The 22,217-nt window shown below is 69.1% G+C and carries 22 protein-coding genes; 10 read left to right on the plus strand and 12 right to left on the minus strand.

The features are described 5' to 3' along the window. Window positions 1–5: 5 nt before the first annotated feature. Window positions 6–653 (minus strand): hypothetical protein, encoded by a 648-nt coding sequence (locus CNO20_RS03975; RefSeq protein WP_143423141.1) that lies wholly within the window; start codon window positions 651–653, stop codon window positions 6–8. Between the two features lie 138 nt (window positions 654–791). Further along, a complete protein-coding gene (locus CNO20_RS03980) occupies window positions 792–1,205 on the minus strand; it encodes a Rieske (2Fe-2S) protein (RefSeq protein WP_101294700.1) in 414 nt (137 codons plus the stop codon). A gap of 146 nt (window positions 1,206–1,351) precedes the next feature. Here CNO20_RS03980 and CNO20_RS03985 point away from each other — a divergent pair, with 146 nt between their 5' ends. Beyond that, window positions 1,352–1,669 (plus strand): hypothetical protein, encoded by a 318-nt coding sequence (locus tag CNO20_RS03985; protein WP_101294701.1) that lies wholly within the window; start codon window positions 1,352–1,354, stop codon window positions 1,667–1,669. Then, window positions 1,662–2,270, plus strand: a complete 609-nt coding sequence (locus CNO20_RS03990) for a GNAT family N-acetyltransferase (protein WP_101294702.1) — start codon at window positions 1,662–1,664, stop codon at window positions 2,268–2,270. The genes CNO20_RS03985 and CNO20_RS03990 overlap by 8 nt, the downstream gene beginning before the upstream one ends. Before the next feature lie 38 nt (window positions 2,271–2,308). On the opposite strand, the gene CNO20_RS03995 is transcribed toward CNO20_RS03990, so the two are convergent. Both CNO20_RS03995 and CNO20_RS04000 read right to left on the minus strand, forming a co-directional pair. Beyond that, the gene (locus tag CNO20_RS03995; RefSeq protein WP_101294703.1) at window positions 2,309–3,484 is read right to left on the minus strand and encodes a metal-dependent hydrolase family protein; all 1,176 of its coding nucleotides are present in this window, start codon (window positions 3,482–3,484) and stop codon (window positions 2,309–2,311) included. Between the two features lie 64 nt (window positions 3,485–3,548). Further along, a complete protein-coding gene (locus CNO20_RS04000; protein WP_101295024.1) occupies window positions 3,549–4,034 on the minus strand; it encodes a GNAT family N-acetyltransferase in 486 nt (161 codons plus the stop codon). Window positions 4,035–4,193: 159 nt separating this feature from the next. Here CNO20_RS04000 and CNO20_RS04005 point away from each other — a divergent pair, with 159 nt between their 5' ends. Continuing rightward, window positions 4,194–4,901, plus strand: coding sequence for a helix-turn-helix domain-containing protein (locus tag CNO20_RS04005; protein ID WP_101294704.1), 708 nt, complete (start codon window positions 4,194–4,196; stop codon window positions 4,899–4,901). A gap of 59 nt (window positions 4,902–4,960) precedes the next feature. Here CNO20_RS04005 and hmgB read toward each other — a convergent pair whose 3' ends face one another. The 6 genes from hmgB to CNO20_RS04035 form a co-directional block, all read right to left on the minus strand. After that, the gene (gene hmgB / locus CNO20_RS04010; RefSeq protein ID WP_101295025.1) at window positions 4,961–6,298 is read right to left on the minus strand and encodes a hydroxymethylglutaryl-CoA synthase; all 1,338 of its coding nucleotides are present in this window, start codon (window positions 6,296–6,298) and stop codon (window positions 4,961–4,963) included. Between the two features lie 101 nt (window positions 6,299–6,399). Beyond that, entirely contained in the window at window positions 6,400–6,918 is a 519-nt protein-coding gene (locus CNO20_RS04015; RefSeq protein WP_143423142.1) for a hypothetical protein, read from the minus strand. Window positions 6,919–6,920: 2 nt separating this feature from the next. Beyond that, complete coding sequence (locus CNO20_RS04020) at window positions 6,921–8,015, minus strand: Ig-like domain-containing protein (RefSeq protein WP_101294706.1); 1,095 nt, start codon at window positions 8,013–8,015, stop codon at window positions 6,921–6,923. 85 nt (window positions 8,016–8,100) lie between these two features. Then, the gene (locus tag CNO20_RS04025; RefSeq protein WP_101294707.1) at window positions 8,101–8,679 is read right to left on the minus strand and encodes a DUF2150 family protein; all 579 of its coding nucleotides are present in this window, start codon (window positions 8,677–8,679) and stop codon (window positions 8,101–8,103) included. A gap of 51 nt (window positions 8,680–8,730) precedes the next feature. Next, window positions 8,731–9,588, minus strand: a complete 858-nt coding sequence (locus CNO20_RS04030) for a TatD family hydrolase (RefSeq protein WP_101294708.1) — start codon at window positions 9,586–9,588, stop codon at window positions 8,731–8,733. Window positions 9,589–9,684: 96 nt separating this feature from the next. Beyond that, complete coding sequence (locus CNO20_RS04035; protein ID WP_101294709.1) at window positions 9,685–10,137, minus strand: NYN domain-containing protein; 453 nt, start codon at window positions 10,135–10,137, stop codon at window positions 9,685–9,687. A gap of 195 nt (window positions 10,138–10,332) precedes the next feature. Between CNO20_RS04035 and CNO20_RS04040 the strand changes: the two genes are divergently transcribed. Beyond that, a complete protein-coding gene (locus CNO20_RS04040) occupies window positions 10,333–10,527 on the plus strand; it encodes a hypothetical protein (protein WP_101294710.1) in 195 nt (64 codons plus the stop codon). Between the two features lie 157 nt (window positions 10,528–10,684). On the opposite strand, the gene CNO20_RS04045 is transcribed toward CNO20_RS04040, so the two are convergent. Beyond that, entirely contained in the window at window positions 10,685–11,095 is a 411-nt protein-coding gene (locus CNO20_RS04045) for a hypothetical protein (RefSeq protein WP_101294711.1), read from the minus strand. Window positions 11,096–11,166: 71 nt separating this feature from the next. Between CNO20_RS04045 and CNO20_RS23195 the strand changes: the two genes are divergently transcribed. The 5 genes from CNO20_RS23195 (at window position 11,167) to CNO20_RS04070 (ending at window position 15,290) form a co-directional block, all read left to right on the plus strand. Further along, complete coding sequence (locus tag CNO20_RS23195) at window positions 11,167–11,343, plus strand: hypothetical protein (protein WP_199174714.1); 177 nt, start codon at window positions 11,167–11,169, stop codon at window positions 11,341–11,343. 66 nt (window positions 11,344–11,409) lie between these two features. Then, window positions 11,410–12,864: a DEAD/DEAH box helicase gene (locus CNO20_RS04055; RefSeq protein ID WP_233203897.1), complete on the plus strand. Its 1,455-nt coding sequence runs from the start codon at window positions 11,410–11,412 to the stop codon at window positions 12,862–12,864. Window positions 12,865–12,883: 19 nt separating this feature from the next. Then, the gene (locus CNO20_RS04060) at window positions 12,884–14,419 is read left to right on the plus strand and encodes a DUF790 family protein (protein WP_101294713.1); all 1,536 of its coding nucleotides are present in this window, start codon (window positions 12,884–12,886) and stop codon (window positions 14,417–14,419) included. A gap of 142 nt (window positions 14,420–14,561) precedes the next feature. Then, entirely contained in the window at window positions 14,562–15,080 is a 519-nt protein-coding gene (locus CNO20_RS04065; RefSeq protein ID WP_101294714.1) for a DUF2243 domain-containing protein, read from the plus strand. A gap of 9 nt (window positions 15,081–15,089) precedes the next feature. After that, complete coding sequence (locus CNO20_RS04070; protein ID WP_101294715.1) at window positions 15,090–15,290, plus strand: hypothetical protein; 201 nt, start codon at window positions 15,090–15,092, stop codon at window positions 15,288–15,290. 174 nt (window positions 15,291–15,464) lie between these two features. Here the strand turns inward: CNO20_RS04070 and tuf are convergent, their stop codons facing one another. Beyond that, complete coding sequence (gene tuf, locus CNO20_RS04075) at window positions 15,465–16,730, minus strand: translation elongation factor EF-1 subunit alpha (RefSeq protein WP_101294716.1); 1,266 nt, start codon at window positions 16,728–16,730, stop codon at window positions 15,465–15,467. 714 nt (window positions 16,731–17,444) lie between these two features. On the opposite strand from tuf, the gene CNO20_RS04080 reads away from it, so the two are divergent. Further along, window positions 17,445–22,172, plus strand: a complete 4,728-nt coding sequence (locus tag CNO20_RS04080; protein ID WP_101295026.1) for a multicopper oxidase domain-containing protein — start codon at window positions 17,445–17,447, stop codon at window positions 22,170–22,172. Window positions 22,173–22,217: the final 45 nt, after the last annotated feature.

A 22,217-nucleotide genomic window follows, 5' to 3' on the forward strand; every position in this document is an offset into this window, starting at 1 on the left:
CGCTCTCACGCGACGCGCGTCGCCACCATCTGCGAATCGAACTGCGTGAACTGGTCGATGGTTGCCCCCTGGAGCCGTATCGCGGTCTCGCTCTCGGTGGCCGCCCCGACCAGTTGCGTCCCCTCGCCCATCGCCTTCGGGAGCGTGTTCACGCCGAGCTGCGGTCGCCCGGGAATCAACGGCGTTTCGACGTTGATGAGGTTGGCGGCGATGGCCTCCTGATTGTGCGGGTCGGTGAGCGTTCCGGCGAACGCGCCGTTTTCCCGCGGCTGTATCTCCCAGAACTGGAAGACGCTTCCCCCTACCACAACCGCCGAGTGAACTTCGAGGTGGCCCGGTTGCCCGGTTTCGTTCGGGTCGGCGGGGCCGATGAAGAGACCGAACGGGTTCGTCTCGGTCAGCCCACCCCGTTTCGGCGGTCCGAACACGACGACGACGTTCCGCTGGTACGCGTGTTCCGTAACCGAAATGCCGTCTCCCGCGAAGATAACCGTGTTCGCCACCCCGCGGTAGACGGCCTCCCCACTCTGCGCGACGCTCGGTGACGTCCCAACGCGTAATCCGGCGACGCTCGCGGCCGCCGCCCCGGCGATCTTCAAGCACCCTCTCCGGGAGACGCCGGCTTCCGGCGAATCCGTCACACTGTAGTTCATTGCTGCGTTTGCCCTCCCGAGTGGAGTCCCATCCGGAAAAGTAATTCGTTTTACATTACGATAAAGACAGTTCGTGGACGTTCGGAATCTCTCTCCGTCGCTAGCGTCTTCGGCTTCGTAGGATCGGACTCACGGGGATCAGAACGTCAGGTGCGAGGACGATCCCGGCGTTCGGTCGTCGTCGATCCCGCCCTCGTGCAGCAACTCGCAGTTCGGATCGGTCAGGTAGACGACGCCGTCCTCGACGGTCACGTCGACGGCGACGAGCGTCGATCCGGCGGCCTTCCCGTTGTCGCAGTACCCCGTGCGGGCGTCGAACATCGACCCGTGCTTCGGACAGACGATCTCCCCGCTCCGCACCGCCGCGCCGCGCCCCCTGTCGAGCCGCTGGTCGGTCTCGTGCTGGCAGAAGTTCTTCCACCCGGCGACGCCGTCGGAAGCCCTGACGACGATCACCTCCTCCTTCGAGCCGTCCGGCTCGCGAACCGTGAAGAGCAGCGAACCGTTTTCGGGGACGTCCTTGACCGCGGCGAGCCGCGTCGCGTCTTCCATGGTCCCGATTGGCTTCCGGACAGTATCAATCTTCGACCGGTTCGCGGCCGGCGGCGTCCGCGATCGAATTCGACCCGCACCGCCGTCCCCGTGACGCGGTCGCACGCCCGGGATAGCCTTTTTCACTCGCCCCGAGAGCTACGGCTATGTTCCCCGAGACGATCGAAACCGACCGCCTCCGGTTGCGGCGGTTGAGTCGGGAGACGGTCGATCCCCTCGACGCGTACGCACACGACGGAAAGAGCGATACGATCGAGGAGGAGACGCGGTACCTGTCGTGGAGTCCCCACGGGACGCCGAAGGAGACGCGGGACGCGCTCCGGCGGTTCGAGGAGCGGTGGGACGACGCCGAGGACGCGGTGTACGCGATCGTCCCGCGCGACTGCCACCGCTACACCGCCTCGCGAGCGGAGTGGCGCGAGGCGATCGGCGACGAGCGCGAGGCGAGGTTCGTCGATGAGTGACGACGGCCTCTTCCCCGAGCGGATCGAGACGGAGCGCCTGCGGCTCGAACGGCTCTGCCGCGAGAACCTGCCGCCGCTGGAGCTGTACGAGCACGCGAACGCCGACGCGCCGTCGATCGACGAGGTCACGCGGTACGTCACGTGGGACCCCCACCGGACGCCGAAGGAGTCGCGGGACTTCCTCGTCCGGATGGAGGAGGCGTGGGACGACGGCGAGGCCGCCGCCTACGTCATCCGGTCGAAGGAGGACGACGCGGCGGGCGAGTTCGTCGGGACCGGCGGCCTCACCCTCGACTGGGACCGACGGAGCGCCGAACTCGGCGTGTGGCTCCGGAAGGAGTTCTGGGGTCGCGGGTACTCCGGCGAGCGCGCCGGCGCGCTGATGGAAGTCGCCTTCGACCGGCTCGACCTCGAACTGGTCGCCGTCTCTCACCACGTCGAGAATCGGAAGTCGCGGCGGGCGATCGAACGATACGTCGAGGCGCACGGCGGGCGGCTCGACGGCACGTTTCGGAACTTCCTCGCCTTCGCCGACGGCGAGGTCGCCGACGTCGACCGCTACACAGTCACGCGGGAGCAGTGGCGCGAGAAGACGCGGTGAACGGGGCGAGAGAGGAGACGCAGAAAGGCGACCGGGGACTACTCGCGGTCAGGAAGCGCCCCCGCGACGACCTCTCCGCCCTTGATCACGGCCGCGGGATCGTTGAGCCGCGTGAGGTCCTCGGCCGGGTCGCCGTCGATCACGAGCAGGTCGGCGTGGGTCCCCGGTTCGAGCGTGCCCGACCCCTCCAGACCGACGGCGGCCGCGGCGGTTTCGGTCATCGCCCGGATCGCCGAAAGCGGGGTCATGCCGTACTCCGCCATGAACGCCACCTCCGCGGCGTTCGCCCCGTGGGCGTTGAACGGCGTCCCCGCGTCCGTCCCGCCCGCGACGCGGACGCCCGCCTCGACCGCGGCGCGGAACGACTCAATGTGGCGCTCGTACACGCTTCGGGTCTTCCGCGCGCTCTCCTCGGTCGCGGCGTCGAGGTTGCGGACGATGTGGTACGGCGCCGACAGCGTCGGCACGAGCGTCACGTCGCGTTCGAGCAGCAGGTCGATGGCCTCGTCGTCGAGGAACGTCCCGTGCTCGACGGTGTCGACGCCGGCCCGCGCGGCCGCCTTCGCCCCCTCGGCCCCGTGGGCGTGCGTCGCCGCGTGGACGCCCCGGCGGTGGGCCTCGTCGACGATCGCCTCCAGTTCCTCGTCGGTCACGGCCACCGCGTCCGGCTCGGTTCCCGGCGTCGTCACCCCGCCGGTCGTCATGAATTTGACGAAGTCAGCCCCCCGCTTGAGCTGTTCTCGGACCGCGCGGCGGGCGTCCCACGGGCCGTCGATCTCGCGGCCGAGGTGGTGACCGTGCCCGCCCGTGACGGTGACGGACCGGCAGTTCGCGACCATCCGCGGGCCGGGGACGTCCCCGCGCTCGACCGCGCGCTTGAGCTCCGGATCGACGTCGCGCGCGCCCATGGCCCGGACGCCGGTCACGCCGGCTTCGAGCGTCCGCCGCGCGTTCCGCGCCTCGACGAGCGCGAGTTCGGCGTCGCTCATGCCGACGACGTCCTCGACGCTCGCCTCGCCGGAGAGCGAAAAGTGCACGTGGGCGTCGACGAGACCCGGCATGACCGTCCGACCCGGCAGAGAGACGACCGGTTCGTCCTCCGCGTCCCGCGAGGGGTCGCCCACGTCGGTGATCGACCCCGTCTCGGGGTCGTACTGGATCGCCCCCCGCCACTTCTCGTCGCCGTCGATGAGCGTCACGTCCCGCAGAATCATTCGCCGGAACTACCGGCTCCGGCGGCTTGAACCTGTCCGATTCGGGCGGAGAGTGTGAAATCTCCTACAGTTCCCGGGCGACCATCTCTCCCCAGTGGCCGAACCCGTGGCGGCGGTAGAACGCCTTCGCGCGCTCGTTCGCCGCGTCCACGTCGAGGACCATCCGGTCGAGCGGGAGGTCCTGCTCGCGCGCGAGATCCAGCGCGGCGGCCATGAGGTCGTCGGCGACGCCCGTCCCCCGGCGCTCGGGCGCGACGTAGATCTCGTTCAGCACGGCGGCGTCCCAGACGAACGCCATCGACTCGGGCAGGACGAACGCGTACCCGACGAGCCCGTCGCCCGCGTCGGCGACGGTCACGCAGCGCTCGTCGGACTCGACGCAGCGTCCGACCCACGCGAGGTACCGCTCCCGGTACTCGTCGGTGAGCTTCGCCTCGTACGCCGTCAGCTTGTCGTCCCCGCCGGTCTCGGAGCCGAGCCCGAGTTCGAACGCCCGCTTGAGCTCCCAGAGCCCGTCTGCGTCCGCCGGCTCGTACGGTCGGATCTCCATGCGCCGCCGTTCGTCCCTCCGCGCCATGAGTCGTTTCGTTCGCGCCGGGCGATTCGTTCGTCACCTGTCGAACCCGGTTTTCGATACGCTTTTGCGCGGGAGCGACGGACGTGCGCCCATGGATCGAACGCCGGAGCCGCGCCGCCGAGGTGAGCCGAGGTGAGCCCGACGCCGCGGGACGACCTCGCACAGCGCATCGCGGGCGAGATCACGCTGAGCGACGATCCGGGTGCGACGCTCAGGAAGTGGCGCACCGACTTCGACGTGTCCCAGACGGCGCTCGCAGATCAGCTCGGCGTCTCCTCGTCGGTGGTCTCCGACTACGAGAGCGGCCGGCGCGAGAGCCCGGGCATCGGCGTCGTCAGGCGGATGGTCACCGCGCTGCTCGACATCGACGAGGCCCGCGGCGGCGGCCGCATCCGTCAGTACGCCCGGGTGCTGTCGGCGGGGTTCGAAAGCGACATCGTCTACGACCTCCGGGAGTATCCGACGAATCTGCCGATCGACCGGCTCTACGAGGCGATGGACGCGACCGAGCTGGTCCGCGGCGACCAGGGCAGCGTCAGCGGCCACACCGTCATCAACAGCATCCAGGCGATCACCCGGCTCTCCAGCGACGAGTTCTACCGCCTGTACGGCCAGAGCACCAACCGCGCGCTCGTGTTCACCGGGGTGACGCGCGGGGAGTCGCCGCTCGTGGCGATGCGCGTCGTCGACCCGACGCCGAACGCCGTCGTCCTCCACGGTCTCGACGAGGCGGACCTCTGGGAGCACGCGACGACGCTCGCCACCATCGACGGATTCTCGCTCGCCGTGTCGAACCGGGATCTCGAAGCGATGCTCGACGACCTCAGAGAGCTCCCGTGAGACGCCCGTGAGCCTCGGTGAGTTCCCCGGGATTCGAATCCGAAAATCGGCCGCGTCGGCTATTCGACGTACTCGTACTTGCGCTCGTTCATCCGGCCCCAGCCGGTGAATACGAACTCCCCGGACGGCTGCGTGAACTCCTCGACCTCGGTCTCCTTGTCGTGGTTGTGCGCGTCGTGGATCTTCTCGTACTCGCCGAAGTCGAGGTCGTAGCGGCGCGCGAGCTGCTCGTCGAGGTTGAGCGCCCCGATCTCGTCCCTCCAGCCCTCCCGGACGGTTTCGGCGTGGATCTCGGCCTGCGCGCCGGACCCGTACGACCCGACCAGCAGCCGTTCGCCGGTGAGTTTCTGCCCGGTCTCAGCGGCGTTCTTCAGGGCGCTGGTCCGGGCGAGGTGAACGGAGCCGGTGTACCAGTTACCGACCTGCCGGGAGATCGTGAGGGTGGGGTCGATCGCGCTCGCGTACCAGTCCCGGTACGTCTCGGTGCGCTTCAGCGCGTCCATGTACTCGCGGATCGCCTCCTCGTACGCCTCCCGGGAGTCGAACTCGCCCTCGCGGGGCTGGCGACCGATCTCCGCCGCGAGGTCGTCCTCGATCCCGGTGTCGCGGATCATGTGGCGGAAGCCGAGGAGGCCCGCCTTCCGGACCATGCCCGGGAACGGCGTGTGGAACGGGATGTACGCGAAGTCGTCGGGGTGGGTGTCGCCGGCGACGCTCTCGTAGTCCTCGAGCGCCTCCCGCATGCGCGCGAGGTACACCTGCACCGACCGCTTGCCGTCGACGCTCGGGAACTGCTGGTTCGGCTTCAGGAAGTCCGTCTCGTCCGCGCTGCCGTACCCCTGCTCCGTCGACAGCTCGACGACGTCGGGGTCCTCAGAGATGAGCATCGCGACCGCGCCCGCGCCCTGGGTCGCCTCGCCGGGGTCGCCGCGGGCGTACAGCGCCGTGTCGGTCGCGACGACGAGCGCCGACCGGCCGCGGTTTCGACCCGCCTTGATCCAGTTGTACGCGTCGTCGATGCTCTGGGTGCCGGCGACGCAGGCGAACTTCCGCTCGCCCTTGTTCGCGTGGTGGAAGTCGCCGTCGAACACCTTCTCCAGGCAGCCCGCGATGTACGTCGAGACGGGCTTGGAGTTGTCGAACGCGCTCTCGGTGGCGACGTCGATCCGGCCGACGTCGTCGGGCGTCAGGCCGCGGCGGTCCATCAGCCGCTTCGCGGCGTTCGCGCCCATCGTGACGATGTCCTCGTACACGTCGGGGAACGAGGAGGCCTCCAGCCCGAGCCCCTTCGTGTACTTCTCGGGCTCTTCTCCCTTCGCGGGGGCGAACGTCTCCGGGAGGTCGAGTTTGAGTTTTCCCGTCCAGATTTCGATCGCGTCGATGCCGACGGCTGTCATGACTGTGGGTTCCCGAAGCGGATATATGGGTTTGTCGATGAGTGATTCGACGAACGTCGAATCCACGCGCGATCGGGGCGCCTCCGTTCGATTCCGGCGCTTCAGGACGAGTGCGACACGAAGTAGGTGTGCGCGTCCCCGTTGTTCAGCCGTATCGAGACGACGTAGAAGTCCTCCGCGTACACCCGCTGCTCGAACGCGAGATCGAGGCGCGTGAGCTCGGACGGATCGTCGGGCCCGGGATCGAGCGGGATCTCGGTGGAAAGCTCGACGAACCCGTCGCCGACATCCAACCGGGTTCCGTCCTCGGGCGACACGCCCTGGCCGGCGGCGTACAGCGTCGCGCGCGTCGGCGGTTCGCCGCGGACGCCGAAGAAGTCGAAGCCGCGGAAGTAAAAGCCGATGCGCGCGTGCGTGATTCGCAGTCGCTTTTCGGCGTTCGTGCCGTTCCTGAGCGTGACGGACGCGAGATCGGATCCGGGGCCGACGGCGCTCTGCGAGTGCAGGGTTACCGTTCCGGGACCCGACGGGTTCACCGAGCCGCCCTCCGCCGGTCCGCCTTCGACGGCGAGGTCGAACGCGACCCGCCGCTCGGGGGTCGAACCGCCGAGGACGCTCACGTTCACCGACGCCGAGCCCCCGCCCGCGGGGCGGTGTACTCGAACGTCGCCCGCCCGTCGGCGCCCGTCACGGCGGACGCGTTTGCGTAGTCGCCGGCCGTCGCGTCCGCCGTGACCCGAACCCCGCTGACCGGGTTGTTGAACCGGTCTCTCGCTTCCACGGTCACGCGGTGGGTGCTCCCGGGAGCGACGGGGCCGTCTTGACGGTCGACGAGCGCGAGGTACCGGGGCTCCGCGGGCGCGACTCCGCGCCCGACGCCGACCCTCGCCAGCCGGAGCCGGTAGGTCTCGTTCGGAACCAGGGTCAGCGTCAGGCGGTTGTACGGGGAGCCGGCGGCGTAGTCGATCCCGCGGACGTACCCCCCCTCGGTTTCGAGTTCGGGGTCGAGCAGTTCCCGCCAGGCGTCCTCGGGCAGTCGAGTCGCCACGGTGATCGTGACCGGGTCGCCGTCGTCCGTCACGGCGACGGTTCTCGCGGCCGGGCTCGCCGGGCGGAAGTCGATCTCCGTCGCGCCCGCGCGGGCGTCGGACAGCGCGCCGTCGAGCGTCACGAGGGAGATCCGCCGCCCCTCGACGAGCCGCTGATCGGTCCGCGCGATCGTCGTCCCCTCGCCGAAGCGGTCGTACAACACGGAGTGTTCGTACGCGGTGACCGGCGCGCCGTCGTACTCGTTGTAGCCGGGTCGGTACCCGAGGCCCGTCGTTTCGTAGCTCCGCGGCGCGCCCGTCCAGTAGTCGCGCGTCTCCGGGTCGAGCGCGCGGGCGTTTTCGACGACGACGCCGTCGGTCGCGGCGCCGGTCGTCGAGATCCTTCCGGTCGCGGGCGGGGGGTTGACGAAGAGCAACCGGTTCGGATACCGCGTCCCGAGGGACACCGACGCCGGCTGCGTCGTCCCCGACGAGGCGCTCCGGAGCACGGCGTTTCGAACCTCCAGCATGTCCTCTTGCACCCGCTGGCTGTGGTCGAATTCGACCTCCCTGTTCTCCGCCGGGACCGCGGTCGCCTGGTAGAGCGACATCGACACGATGAGAATCCCGAACAGGAGCACGGCGCCGATCTGCACCGTGACCGCGCGCTCGTCGTCCCGGAAGGGCATACCGTCGAGAGCGCGACGGACCGTTAAAAGGTTGGCGTCCCGATCTGTCTCCCGCGAGAGAACAACGCAGCCGACGAACCGCCCGTTACTCGTCCTCCTCGACGACCTCGGGGTCGCTCATGGCGCTCTGGAGGCTGTCGAGCCCGTTGACCCACTCCGAGACCAGCCCGTATTCGAGGTCCTCGACGAGCGACATGTCGAGTTCCTCGCCGTCGATGACGCGCGTCCCCGCCTGGACGAGGTACCCGAGCGCGGCGTCGAGGTCGTCCTCCGCCTCGGCGCTGGCGGCCGCGCGGACGAAGTCCTCGACGGTCCCGTCCTCGGCGGTCCCGGCGACGATGTACTCCTCGGCGGCGTAGAACACGCAGACGAGGCTCGTCTGGACGCCGTCGATGAGCATTCGCTTTTCCTCGTCTTCGAACTGCGTCTCGCTGAGGACGATCTCCCGCACGCGCGCGAGTTCGTCGATGGCCTCCTCCTCGTCGAGGCGGTCCTCGTCGTACGCGGAGACGATCTTCGCGACGGCGATGGCCGCGTCGTCCTGGAGGTTCAAGAGCAGGCGCGCCGAATCCTCGTTCTCGGGGTCCAGCTCCTCCTCTTCGACTCGCGTGAGCCAGTTTTGCCAGCGTTCTTGCGTGTAGAACGTTTCATCGGGCTCGGTCATATCTGGTTCGTCATCTCGTGCACTCAAATGCCTTTCCTATCGCTCAGCGACTCACGCGCGCTGACCGGTCAGCGTGCCGACGGTGTCGATCCCGTACACCCGCTTCGGCGTCTCCACGTGGCCGTTCCGGACGGCGTCCTCGCGCCCTTCCTCCAGCAACCAGCCGACGCGACGGGGAACCGTCTTCGGGCCGAGGACGGCTCCCGGCCGGTCGGGGTCGTCGATGAAGTCCGTCTCCATGAGGAACGGCTCGCCCCGCTCCGCGGCCCGTTCGAGCTCCTCCCGCCGGCTTATCACGCTCGGCGTCGGACCGCGCAGGCGGCCGCCCGCGTAGTGCTTTACGACTTTTTCCCGGGGGAGCCCCCGCTCTTCGGCCCACTCGGCGATCTCCGTGAGGTCCTCGCTCGCCTCCGTGTGGAGCTGGACCGGGCAGTCGAGGTCGGCGCCGAGCGCGAGCGCGTGTTTGAGCGCGTCGTTCGAGGCGGCCCACACCGCGTCGTCCACCTCGTAGTGCGGCCGCCCGGACTTGAGCGCGAGCGCGCGCCCCTCGCGCACGTACTCGGCCGCCGTGTCGAGCCCCGCCCGCATCAGGTCGCGAGCCTCGGTCGGGTCCATCCCGCGCTCGCCGGTCAGCCGCGAGATCAGGCCGGGGTGGACGCCGAGGACGGCCCAGGCGCGCCCCGGCAGGAGATCGCTCGCCTCCTCGACGGCGGCGATCGTCTCCTCGAAGACCGCGCGGAAGTCCCCGCCCGCCTCCGCCTCGACGCCGAGGTGCCACGACGGTTTGTTGACGACGAGCAGGTGCGTCCCGCCGACGCGCGCGAAGTCCTTCACCGCCTCCATCCCCCGTCCGTGCCGCGGGTCGAGGTGGAGGTGGTTGTCCAGCACCGGGGTGTCGAGTTCGTCCATGCACGCGTGTCGGTGCGTCTCGGTCAAAAGTCGGACGGGTGCGGTCGCGTCGGGACGGGCCCGGGCGCTACCTCGCCGTTTGCGGCGAAGCGGACGTCACTCGCCCAGCGTGACGCTCTCCGTCGCCGCGTTCCGCAGCGCGTCGGATCGCCCGTGCGCCCCCGGCGCGATGGCGAACGTCCGGAGCCCGTACTCGTTTGCGAGTTCCAGCGCCGGCTTGAAGTCCGTGTCGCGGGAGGCGATGGCCACCGTCCCGGCCCGCCGCTCGACCGCGAACCGGGCGACGTCCACCGCGAGCTTCACGTCCACGTCGCCGCTGGTGACGACGACCTCGAACCCGCGCGCCTCCGCCGCCTGGATCAGTCCGGGCGTCGCGTGCTCGTCGAGGTAGAGCCGCGACGCGACGAGCCGCCCCCGCGTCTTCGCCGCCTCGCGCACGTCGTCGAGGTCGACGTCGAACTCCTCTCTGAGAACGTTCGGCCCGTCGACGAACAGCGCCACCCCCTCGCCGGGGCCGCGCGAGTCCGTGAGCCGTCCCAGCAGGTCCATACCGCGGCTATCCGACCGGCGGCCAAAGCGCTGCTGGTTTCCCGTCCGCGCGCCGGATCCGATCGGATCCGATCGACGGTGCCGGGAGCCCACGGCGCGTTCGGCCGCCGCGGCCGCCGCCGTACGTTTATATCCGAAGCCGGGACCAGTTCGCCCCGACCGACCGCGGACACACACCAGTCGGTCCGATACCCCATGCGCTGTCGAAACTGCGGTCACGCCGATCGGTTCGTACTGCTCGTCGAGCTCGCGGCGCTCGTCGCCGAGGACGCCTCCGGCCCCGCCGACGCCGAGTGGTCGCTCTCGGTCGAGTGCCCCGCCTGCGCCAGCACCGACGTGACGGGCGACGCGGGCGACCTCCTCGGGCGGGCACTCGGCCGCGGTCCGTGAGCGGCGACGCCGACGACGGGGAAAGCGTCCGACGGGGGAGCGCAGTCGCCGTCGAGGGCGCGACTGCCGGTCGCGGGTCCGATCGGCGGGCGAGGACCCCGTCACCGGCCGACGATCCGATCACCGGCGTCGGCTCGGTCGCCCGTCGAAGACGCTCTCACCGATCGACGACGCGGTCGTACCCCTCGGTCGGGCCGTCGTCGCCGCCCGCGCCGGTCCACGCGACGAAGACCGTCCCGGTCTCGGTCGCGGCCGACTGACACGCCCGCTCCAGCCGTCGGACGGCTGAGTCGGGCCACGACGAGCGGAGCCACTGTCGCTCGCGGAGCCAGATGCCCGCAGGGACGGTCCGGCGCACCTCCCGCTCCAGGACGCGGCCCGCGCGGTCGACGCCGGTTCGGTCGAACCGGTACCACAGGTCGGGGCCCGCCAGCGTCACCGAGTGCCGCCAGCGGTCGCCGTCGAACGACGAGACCAGGTCGGGACTCAGGATCAGGTGGTCCGCCGGCCGCCGGGTCGGGGCCGCCCCGCGGACGAGCACGGTCGTCGACGTTCCTTCCCGAATCATCGTACCACTATTGACTATTTCGTCGGAATAGCTAAAAGTGCATAACAGTGTCGGTGTCGTCGTCCCCGCTGATGGCCGACAACCGAGACGAGGAGATCCTGGGGACGACGAAAGTGACGGACCGCTGGCGGATCAGCCTCATCAAGGCGGTGCGGGAAGAACTCGCCGAGGCCGACGACGACGTCGAGATCGGCGACCGGATCGTGTTCAAGCGACGCGGCGACGACATCGTCCTCGAACGCGCGTAAGCCGGCGCGACAGTCCGGCGATCCGGACGAGGACACGTTCATGCCCGCTGGATCCCTAAAATCGCCATGCGGCTTCGGTTCGAATGGGGTTCCATCGAGGCTGAGAAACCGACCGAACCCCCCGTGAACGGAGAGCGCTGCTCCACCCCGGACGGGACCGTCCCGGGGCTGTACTACCGGGACGTTCGGGACGCCCTCCGGGCCGCGGGCGTCGAGTACCGGGACGCGGTCCTCGACCCGATTCCGTCGCCCGGGCTGTCCTGCGATCTCGACCTCCGCCCGTACCAGCGCGAGGCCCTGGACCGGTGGACCGCGACGAAGCGGGGGGCCGTCGTACTCCCGACGGGAGCGGGAAAGACGTACGTCGGGATGGCCGCGATCGACGCGACGGACGCGCCGACGCTCGTCGTCGTGCCGACGCTCGACCTGGTCGACCAGTGGCGCCGCGAGCTGCGCGTCTTCGGCGTTCCTGTCGGCGAGTACACCGGCCGGCGAAAGGACCTCCGGGCGCTGACCGTCACCACGTACGACTCCGCCTACGCGCGGGCCGGAACGCTCGGGAACCGGTTCGAGCTCGTCGTCTTCGACGAGGTCCACCACCTCGCGGCCGAGCGGTACGGGCGCATCGCCGAGCGGTTCGCCTCCCCGTACAGACTCGGGCTGACCGCGACGTACGAGCGGGAGGACGACGGGCACGTGCGGCTCGGGCCGCTGCTCGGCGGTCGCGTGTACGAGATCGACACGGACGACCTCGTCGGCACGTACCTCTCCGAGTACACGGTCGAGCGGATCACCGTCGACCTGACCCCCGACGAGCGGGAGGCGTACGAGGAACACGCCGAGGCGTTCCGGAACTACCTCCGGTTCAGCAACGTGACGCTCCGGGGGCCGAACGACTTCAAGAAGATCGTCCTGCGGAGCGGGAACGACCCGCGGGCCTGGCGGGCCGTCCGCGGTCGCAACGAGGCCCGGAAGATCGCGTACAACGCCGAATCGAAGCTCGACGAGCTCGCCGTCCTGCTCGCCGATTGTCGGGGCGAACGGGGTGGACCGGACGAGCGGAGCGCGCGGGGCGATCGGAACGAGCGAGACGGGCGGGGTGACGGAAACGAGCGGGACGGGCAAAGTGATCGGGACGAACTCGCCGGTCGCACGCCGGCGTCGAGCGCGACCGATCGGGTGATCATCTTCACCCGGTACAACGACCTGGTCCACCGGGTCTCAGATCGGTTCCTGATCCCGGCGATCACCCACAGGACGGACCGCGCCGAGCGGCGGGAGATCCTCGACCGCTTCCGGGACGGCACCTACTCGGCGGTCGTGAGCTCCCAGGTGCTCGACGAGGGCGTCGACGTGCCGGACGCGAACGTCGGGATCGTCCTCAGCGGCACCGGCAGCAGCCGCGAGTACCGCCAGCGGCTCGGGCGCATCCTCCGGCCCTCCGAGCGACCGGCGCGGCTCTACGAACTCGTCTCGAACGACACCAGCGAGGTCCAGACGGCGGCGCGCCGCCGGAGCTGAACTCCCCGCCTTCCGTCCCATGCTCACGAAGAAACTCCTCGAAACCAGGAGACGCAAACCGACCATCGAACCGATCTACAGGGAACCGGCCGAGTACCGCCGGCTGGCCGAGCGGGTGCTCGACGCCTACGAGCCCGGCCGGCGCCGCGGCGACGTGGACGCCGACCTGCGCGCGCTTGAGACCCACGGGACCTACAAGCTCGTCCGGTCGCTGGCGAAGCTCCTCGACCGCGACGCCGAGTTCGAGCGGCGCGCGCCCGCCGACCCGGCGGCGCTGCGGGCCGCCGTCTTCGAGCGGGGGTACGTCACGTCCGAGGCCGAGAGGCGGCGCGCGCTGGCGGCGGTCGGCGACGCGTTCGGCGTCCCGCCGGCCGCCGTCGAGGCGGGAATGCGGGCGGACCGGCCGGAGGAGGAAGTGTTGATCGCCGCGGAGCGACCGACGCCCGAGGCGCTCCTCAGGCGGTACAACCTCGCGCTGATCCAGACGCTCCTCTACGACGCGCGGGAGATCCGGATCCGGATCGGGGCCGACGGCGACGACCTCCTTCGGCGACTGGCCGGTACCGGCGTGATGTACCGCCTCGACGACGCGGACCGGTCGAGCCGGACGGTCCGCGCGCGGATCGTCGGCCCCGCCGGGGTTTCGAAGCGCTCGCGGGCCTACCGGCGGCGCGTCGCCGATCTGCTCGCCGCCGTCGTCGGCGCGGGCGAGTGGCGAATCGAGGCCGACGTCGACGTCGAGGTCGCAGGCGAGACGATCCCCTACGAGTTCGCGCTCGACTCCGACCGCGCCGACCTCGTCCCGCGGGAACCGCCGGCGGTCGCCGCGGAGCCCGACCACGTCGCGTTCGCCGAGCGGTTGGCCGCGGCGGCCGACGGCTGGCGGGTCGCGGTCGGACCGACCCCCCTTCGCGGCCCCGACGGCGCGCTCGCCGCGCCCGCGGTGCTCGTCGAGCGACGGACGAGCGGCCGCCGCTGTTTCGTCGACTTCGCCGGGTTCTGGACGCCCGAGTACCTCGCGGAGCGGCTCGCCCGTCTCCGCGCCGCCGCGGCCGACGCGGCGGCGCTCCTGCTCGTCGACGACGCGGGCCGCTGTGCCGAGGGGTCGATCCCCGCCGAAGGGGCAGGCGAAGGGGTGATGCGCTACTCGGGCACGCCGCCCGTCGACGCCGCGGTCGAGTGGCTCCACGGCGTCGAAAAGCGGGCGATCGCCAGCGACGCCGCCATGCTCGCCCGGCAGGGGCTCGGCGTCGACGGCGAGGCCCCGACGGACATCGACGCGCTCGCCGCCGAGTACTGGATCGAGCCGACCGCCGTCGAGGAGCACCTCCGGGAGACGCGCTCGGGCGTCGTCTCGAACGGGACGTTCCTTCCGGAGCCGGTCGCAGAGCGCATTCGACGCGACATCGACGACCTGTCGGAGCCGACGCTCGCCGAGGTAAACCCGATCCTCGCGGCGTACGGCGTCGGCCAGGACGCGCTCTCGGCGCTGGGGTACGCGGTCAGCTACGGCACGCTGGATCAGACCGAGGTCGAGGTCCGAAAGGCCACGTGACGCGCGGGACGATCGGCGGGAACGCGCCGCTGCGAGGCAGCGACCGGCTCGCGTCCCGGTTCGGTCCTCCGCCTCCGGCGGTTCGTCCCGGTCGGCCTGTGGATACAAACCCGTTCGACCCGAATCGCTCGTACGTATCGCCATGACGGATCGATCGCCTCCTCGCTCGGCCGACTCGACCTCGGGGGAGCTTCGGAAGGCCCTGCTCGCTTCGGGCGTGTTCGGCTTCGGATTCAGCGGGCTGATAGACGTGCTCGTCCTCCACCACGTGCTGCAGCTGCACCACCTCCTGTCCGACGTGTACGACCCGACGACGCTGTCCGGCCTCCGCGCCAACCTCGTCGCGGACGGGCTGTTCTCCGTCGGGATGGTGCTCGTCGCGGGGGTCGGCGCCGGTCTCCTGTGGCGGGCGGAGCGGCGGGCGGCCGCGCCGCTGCCGGTGCGACCGCTCGCCGGGGCGGCCGTCGTTGGGCTGGGGGCGTTCGATCTGTTCGACGTGATCGTCAACCACACGCTCCTCGGGCTCCACAGCGCGACCGACGGGCCGGGGTACTACGACCCGCACTGGGCCGCCGTCAGTCTGCTCATCATCGCGGCCGGCGCGTACGTGTACAGAACGGGGATCGCCCGAGCGCGAGGGGACTCCGCCGGGGAGGCGTGACGAACGTCGATGCTCCGACCGGACCGTGCCGCGCAGCTGGCGATCGCACCGCTCGGGGCGGCTGGTTTCGTCGTAGCGCACGCCGGAACGTCCGCGCTCTCCGTCCCTCACTGGGCCCTCCTGATCGTCACGGTCGCGGCGCTGTGGGCTGCCATCGGCGTCGGCGTCGCCGCGGCGGACGCGCTTCTCTCGGGGCTCTTCGACGGGTAGCGCGCCTCCTCCGCCGTAGGTGGACGAAGCCGGCTGACGAGACGGCGATGAAACGGTGGTGAGACGGCGACGAGGCGGCCGGACGGGACGGTGATGAAACGGTGACGAACCGGCCGGATGAAACGGCACGGAGGCGACCGCGGTGCGGAACAATCGAAAATCGATCGTCGGCCGCTACTTCTCGTTTACTTCGAGCACCTTGCCGGCCGCGATGGTCTGGCCCATGTCGCGGATGGCGAAGCTGCCCAGCTCGGGGATCTCGCCCGACGGCTCGATGCTCAGCGGCTTCTGCGGGCGCAGCGTGACGACGGCGGCGTCGCCGGCCTTGATGAAGTCCGGGCCCTCCTCTGCGACCTCGCCCGTCTTGGGGTCGAGCTTCTGGTCGAGGGACTCGAACGTGCAGGCGACCTGCGCGGTGTGGGCGTGGATCACCGGCGTGTAGCCGGCGGTGATGACCGAGGGGTGCTGCATGACGACGATCTGGGCCTTGAACGTCTCCGCCACCTTCGGCGGGTCGTCGGCCGGCCCCGCCACGTCGCCGCGGCGGATGTCGTTCTTGCCGACGCCGCGGACGTTGAACCCGACGTTGTCGCCCGGCTCCGCGCGGTCGACCTCCTCGTGGTGCATCTCGATCGTCTTCACCTCGCCGGAGACGTTCGACGGCTGGAAGGAGACGGACATCCCCCGCTCCAGCACGCCCGTCTCGACGCGGCCGACGGGGACGGTGCCGATGCCGGAGATGGTGTAGACGTCCTGGATCGGCAGGCGCAGCGGCGCGTCCGTCGGCGGCTGCGGCTCCGGCAGGTTGTTCAGCGCTTCGAGGACCGTCGGGCCGTCGAACCAGGACATGTTGTCCGAGTGACCGGAGACGTTGTCCCCCTCGAAGGCGGAGATGGGGATGAACCGCGCGTCGTCCGTGTCGAAGCGCACCTGCTTCAGGAGCTTCTTCACGTCGTCGCGGACCTCCTCGTACCGGCTCTGGTCGTAGTCGACGACGTCCATCTTGTTGACCGCGACGATGAGCGTCTCGATGCCGAGGGTGCGGGCGAGGAACACGTGCTCGCGGGTCTGCGGGGCGACGCCGTCGTCGGCCGCGACGACGAGCACGGCGTGGTCCGCCTGGCTCGCGCCCGTGATCATGTTCTTCACGAAGTCGCGGTGGCCGGGCGTGTCCACGATCGTGAAGTAGTACTTGTCCGTGTCGAACCGCTGGTGGGCGATGTCGATGGTGACGCCGCGCTCGCGCTCCTCGGCGAGGTTGTCCATCACGTAGGCGAACTCGAAGCCGCCCTTACCCTTCTCTTCGGCTTCCTCGCGGTACTGCTCGATTACGTGCTCGGGGACGCTCCCCGTCTCGAAGAGGAGTCGGCCCACGAGCGTACTCTTGCCGTGGTCGACGTGGCCGATGATGGCCAGGTTCTGGTGTGGTTTATCAGCCATTGTGAATCACGGCGGTGAACCGCCTGACGGGGGTGATAGGCGCCGCGAAAACAAAACGGTTCCTCGCGACAGCGCGGAAAACTGTCGGGACGACTCACACGTCCGGCCGTCCCGATTCCCGACGATCGGGACAGCGGTCGAGCCCCCGACCGTCGGAACGCGCGCCCGTTCAGCGGGCGTCCCGCATCGCCCGCGCCATCTCCGCGAACGTCGCGGTCCGCCGCTGGACGGCGATCCCCCTCGCCGTCGACCCGTCCGATCCAGAATTAGTTACTACAATCATAGTCAAAAAACGTGCCGAACGTATATAGTCGTTTCGCGTCTTCTCGCGGCGCGATAGCCGACGCCAACGCCGAGCCGCGGACGAAGGCGGGGGAGCGTTTCGTCACAAAAACGTGACTTTCTCCCGATACTGACGCTCGCCCGTCACGATCGATTATAGTTACGCTACTACCGAGAAGGAATTCAATAACTCAACACGGCAGTAAGGAATAAGGACGGGTTCGACTGATAGTAATTCGGATCGTACGGTACCGGTGTTTTTTCCCCGTCATTTCATTAAGCACTAATTCGACTGTACCCGCGACGCATACTGTCAATAACAATTTACCATCTCGGGTAACGGAAGTCCGTCGATGCGTAACAGAAGGACCAGCAAAAGCCGACCGCGGATCGGTTGTAGAGCCGCTTTCTCATCACACCGTTCGTACGCACATGAGTAGCGAAGACAAACCCCAGCCGACGGGAGAGCCAAGCCGGCGCGACGTCCTGAAAGGGGGCGGCGCTCTCGGCGCGGGCGCGCTTCTCGCGAACGCCGGGATCAACCCGAACGAACCGTTCACCGAGCACGGGGAGGTGCCGGACGAACCCGACGAGGGCGGACGGGTCCGTCACTTCACCGTCCACGCGATCGAAGTCGACCTCGTCTTCAACCGCTACGGGCTCCACCAACCGAACGCCGCGGTGTACGTCCTCGAGGAGAATCTCGACGAGGCGCGCGCGGCGTCGGGCGTGGTCCCGTGCGGGAACAGGCTCGTCGACGACGGGCCGTTTTGCGACGACCGTCCGAAACGCCGCGACGACCACGAGCACGCCAACGACGAGGCCCACCACCACGACGGCCGTCACGACCACGGCGGCGACGACCACGAGCACGATCACAAACACGACCACGATCACCCGTCCGTGGACGAGGTGTGTCGCCTCGACAACGGCCTCAAGCGCGACGACGACGTGGACACCCGCGTCCTCCAGCCGCTGGTTCTCCGCGCCAACCAGGGCGACGTCTTCGAGATCGAGTTCGTCAACCACCTCGACCGCCACGCCTCCATCCACCAGACGTCGCTCCCCTACGAGGTCGAAGAGAGCGACGGGATGGACGTCGGGTTCAACCCGGACACCACCGCCGCGCCGGGCGAAACCGTCACCTACCGGTGGTTCGCCGACGAGTTAGGCACCCACTTCTTCCTCGACGGCGCCAACCAGGCGGTCGACAGCGCCGACGAGCCGCCCCAGGTGGCGAACCTCCTCTCGCGCGGCCTGTTCGGTTCCGCGTGCGTGTACCCCCAGGGAACCACGACCACGGATCCGTTCACGGGTGAGCCGGATCCCTCCGGCGTCCAGGCTGACGTTCACGTGCCGGAGGATCTCACGGAGCAAGCCACCCTGGAGGGCTTCGTCCCCGGCGTCGACTACCGGGAGGTTCTCATCCACTACCACACTCCGGAGGGCATCGTGACCGCCGAAGGCGATCAGCTCACCTTCCCGGAGAGCGACGTGCCGCAGACGGTCCACGCGATCAACTACCGCGCGGATCCGACCGGCAACCGAATCGATCCGGACCGGTGTCCGGCCTGCGACTCCTCGGAGTTCTACAGCTCGTGGATCCACGGCGACCCCGGCGGCGGCGACAACGTCTACCCGGCGTACCTCGGCGACCCAATCAAGGTCACCGCCATCGGCGCATCCTTCGAGGAGAATCACGTCCACCACCTCCACGGCCACCGCTGGAAGAAGGAACCGACGAACCGCAATTCGGACACGGTCGACTCGCAGACCGTCGGACTGGGCGCCGTGTACGAGGCGCCATTCGTCGCCGCGTTCGGCTCGCCGCGCGGCGGGATCCAGGACTTCCAGACGGTCCGGCCGAACATGACGTTCGAGGAGGCGTTCCAGGTCGGTGCCGGCGGCGCACACGGCAGCGCGGGGGACTACCTCTTCCACTGCCACCTCTTCCCGCACTACGGCGAGGGGATGTGGGGAATGATGCGCGTCTTCGACAAGGAGCGGAAGGGGCTGAAGAAGCTGCGGACCAACGAGCCGCCGATCCCCGCGGATTCGGACATTCCGGGCTTCCCGGAGTTCATCCCCGGCGAGTTCGAGCTCGGCCCGCCGTTCCCGCCCTACGGGGCCGCCGGGCTCGAAGGCTTCCGCGATCCCACCCCGGAGGAGGAAGCGGCGCTGACCCGCAAGGGACCGATCCTCCCCGGCGCGCCGTACACCGACCCGTGCGACCCCGACATCGACGTTCCGGGGTTCGACACGCCGGATGTCGAGATCGAGGGCGAAAAGCGCGAGTACACGATCGTCGCGCTGCGCGCCGACGTCGTCTACAACGACGCAGGCCACCACGACCCGGAGGGCCGAGTGTTTGTCCTCGAAGAGGACGCCGAGGCCGTCAGGTGCGGCGACATGAACCCCGAGCCGCTGGTGATCCGGGCGAACGTCGGCGACTGCGTCGAGATCACGCTCAAAAACGAGATCGAAGAGGACGTGATTCCCGTCCCGACCGTCGGCGGACCGGACCAGTCGGGCGGGAAGTCGAACCACATCCACTTCGTCTCCTACGACGTGCTCGGGTCGGACTCGCTCGCGACCGGCTTCAACTACAACCAGCAGTCGCTGCCCGACCAGCCGATAACGTTCAGGTGGTTCCCGGACGAGGAAGGGACGATCTTCTTCCACGACCACATCACCGGCGTGGAAAACGTGATGAACGGGACGTTCTGTTCGCTCATCGTCGAACCGCCGAACTCCGAGTGGCTCGACCCCCACACGGGCGAGCCGATCCGCAGCGGGACGCAGGCGATCATCAGCCAGCCGGAGGGCGAGGACTTCCGCGAGTTCGCGCTCGCCTACCACGACTTCGCGCAGTTGGTCGACCGCGACGGCGAGTTCGTCAACCCCGACGAGGAGCACAACGAGAACGCGGGGGTGATGGCGATCAACTACCGCAACACACCCATGTACATCCGCGAGGGGGCCGATCCGGCGTACGTCCACTCGTCGTTCGTCCACGGCGACCCGTCGACGCCCATCCTCGAAGCGTACGAGAACGATCCCGTCCGATTCCGGGTGTGGCAGGGCGCCTACGAGGAGCAGCACAACTTCCACCTCCACGGTCGACGGTTCGATCCCGAGGGGTTAGACCCAGAGGAAGCGGTCACGCAGGTCATCGGTACTTCCGAGGCGTTCACTTTCGACATCCAACCCGAGCACGCGGCCTTCGAACAGCCGCCAGGCGAGCAACCGCTGAACGAGAATCCGGCGGGGCTTCCGATCCGCGACTACATGTACGGCTCGACGATCATCGACGACCTCTGGGACGGTATGTGGGGGATATACCGCGTCTACGGCGCGCGGGTGGACCACCTGAAACCCCTGCCGGACCGCGGCGCGCCCGACGGGAGGATCCCGAAGAAGAAGCTCCGCGAGGCGGGCGTCTCGACCGCCTTCCTCGACCTCGAAAAGAAGGGCCACAAGGCGAAGTTGCTGTACGACGAGGACGACAACCGGGCGTTCCCGCCGGACAAGGACGCCCGCCAGAACGAGAACATTCCGGGGAGTCCGCCGCCGCGCGCCCCGTCGCCCGGCCAACCGTGTCCCCAGGAAGCGCCGGACCGCGTGTTCGACGTCACCGCGTTCCAGACGACCATCGAGTACAACGAGTACGGCGATCAGGATCAGTTCGGGATCGTCTTCGCGATGGACGACCACGTCGAAGACATCAAAGCGGGACGGCGCGAGCTCACGCCGCTCACGCTCTGGGTGAACGAGGGCGACTGCATCGAGATCAATCTCACGAACGGCCTCGATCCGGACGAGCTCGACGACGACCACGCCCACCCCCAGATGCGGACGAAAGAGGAGAACCTGGGGATCGAGCCGGAACGGTCGAACCGCATTTCGTTGCACGCGACACGCATCGGCTATAACGTCCTCGGTTCGGACGGGACGACGGTCGGGTTCAACTGGGATCAGACGATCCCGCCCGGTGAGACGATCACCTACCGGTACCTCGCCGACGAACCGATCGGTACGGTCACCATGTGGGACGAAGCCGACATCCGCAACAACCGTCACCACGGTGCGTACGGTCGACTCCTCGTCCAGGAGGACGGCGTCGAGTTCGTCGACGGCAGCACCGGCGAACCGATCGTCCAGGGGTTAGAAGAGGCGTGCATGATCAAGAACCCCGACGGCGCCGACCGGCGGGAGTTCGCGCTCGCGTTCGCGGATGCGCAGTTCATCCTCAACGCCGACGATCCGGACGACTGCGTCGTGCCGCCCGGGTTCGACGAAGACGAGGTCGACCCCGACGCGCCGTGCAACCAGATCCCGGACGATCCGGAGGATCAGGGGTACGTCGGTATCAACTACCGGGCCGAGCCGTTCATCCGCCGGTTCGAGAACGACCCGGACCAGTGGCAGGTGTACTCCTCGGAGATACACGGCGATCCCGCCACGCCGGTCTTGAACGCGCTCCTCGACGATCCGGTGACGTTCCACGTCCACAAGCTGGCGGACAAGGCCAGGGGGTTGTCGTTCCACCTCGCGGCGCACCAGTGGCCCCGGACGCGACTCGTGCCGCAGTCGGAGGAAGTCGGCGTCGACGATCAGTTCACCGTCGGACGGGGCGATCAGATCATCCCGCGCGGCGGCGCGGGCGGACTGGCGGACAGCACCGGCGACCACATCTACCAGGAGCTGAAACAGCGCCGGCGGCTGGAGGCCGGCTTCTGGGGCATCTTCCGGGTCCACGAGCGGCCGGACGAGTTCCCGGAGCCCGTCCAGCCGCTCCCGGAGAAGGCCGGGAAGATGCCGCTGAGGGATCGCCCCGGCTGGAACGTCGCGTACGGGGACGTGACCGGCGACGGCACGCGCGACGTGCTGATCGGGGTTCCCGACAGCGACATCGCCGGTACGAACGCGGGGGCAGCCTACCTGTTCAAGGGGCCGAACCGGGGGCCGATCACGGACCTCCTCGACGCGGACGTGCAGATTCTCGGCGCGTCTTACGGCGATCGAACCGGAACGGGCGTCCGCATCGAAACGCGCGACGACGGACGCAAGCACGCCGTCATCGAGACCGAGAGCCGAACGCACTGCCTCTGTAAGGAAGACCTCAGTCGGAAGGTGATACACCTGAGCGAGATGGACTGAGACCGAACCCCCACCCGAGGCCACCGACGCCGGTTGCGACGATCG

The organism is Halegenticoccus soli (assembly GCF_002844195.1).
Taxonomy (GTDB): Archaea; Halobacteriota; Halobacteria; order Halobacteriales; family Haloferacaceae; genus Halegenticoccus; species Halegenticoccus soli.